We start from the raw sequence: 1,025 nt of genomic DNA, 5'->3' as shown, positions 1-1,025 counted from the left end.
ACAATCACAGAAGCGAAAAAAGGTCGAAACATTATAGCTTTAAACTAGAAGATCGGCATTTTGAAAGCGTTCACTTTTTAATTCCTGAGAACAGACTTCTTTATATATCTTCCCATTTTCGAGTATGCCTATATGAGTACTGAAACTTCTTATATCATCTATACTTCGACTTGACATCAGAATAGTTCCACCTTTCTTCTTGATTTTAAGAAGTAACTTACAGATATCACCCTTTGAATCTTCATCCAAGTCTCTTAATAAATCGTCAAAGACAAGTAGATCCGGATTATGGTATAATGCAATTCCTACACTAAGAAACTTTTGTTGGGTTATGGTTAGCTTTTTCACCTTGGTATTGGTGTATTTTGCCAACCCGATAAACCGTAAGACTTCGGCTATCCGCAAATCTCCATAACCAAAGAGCATATCTATATATAAGAAGTTCTGCTTAACTGTTAGGTAATTTTGATAATACGGAAGATCAATAATAGCACCAACAATACTCTGGAGACTTTCTCTCCGGTTATAAAAGTCTTGCCCTTTAATATATACTGTGGAAGCAGTCGTTTTTAATAAACCTAAGATCAATTTTAGCGCTGTCGTTTTTCCCGATTTAGGTTTTCCTACTAGACTATAAATACTGCCTTCTGCAATGGACAGCACAAAGTCTTTGAGAACGAACTGTTGCTTATAGCAAAAGTCCATCCTTTCAATTTTCAAGATGTTCATTCCCTTATTTTATTAATTTCCCCAATAAATAGAAGGCAAATAAACAAAAAAAACAGCATGAAACCACAACAAAATCCCTCTATTTACAAAGGATGCGGCTTATTGAAGCAAATAAACAAAAATATTACAGTTATTGTAAGATTAAACACTCTACAGTATAGGATAAGTTCCTATTTTAACAAATACCGAACACGACTAACCTTAAAATAGAAATATCCTTACAATACCCTAATACAGAACTCTAAGAAACTATTTTTGGAAGATAAACGTGAAAAAAGATCAATAGAACACATAGA

The 1,025-nt window shown here is 33.3% G+C and carries 1 protein-coding gene; it reads right to left on the bottom strand.

The window, feature by feature from the left end; genetic code table 11:
* Nucleotides 1–39: 39 nt before the first annotated feature.
* The gene (locus HGC4_RS03850; protein ID WP_050708807.1) at nt 40–729 is read right to left on the bottom strand and encodes an ATP-binding cassette domain-containing protein; all 690 of its coding nucleotides are present in this window, start codon (nt 727–729) and stop codon (nt 40–42) included.
* Nucleotides 730–1,025: the final 296 nt, after the last annotated feature.

The sequence above is a fragment of the Dysgonomonas sp. HGC4 genome (assembly GCF_001261715.1).
In the GTDB taxonomy this organism is placed as follows: Bacteria; Bacteroidota; Bacteroidia; order Bacteroidales; family Dysgonomonadaceae; genus Dysgonomonas_A.
The sequence above is the reverse complement of the archived record's forward strand: the minus strand, read 5'-3'. Positions and strand labels throughout refer to the sequence as shown.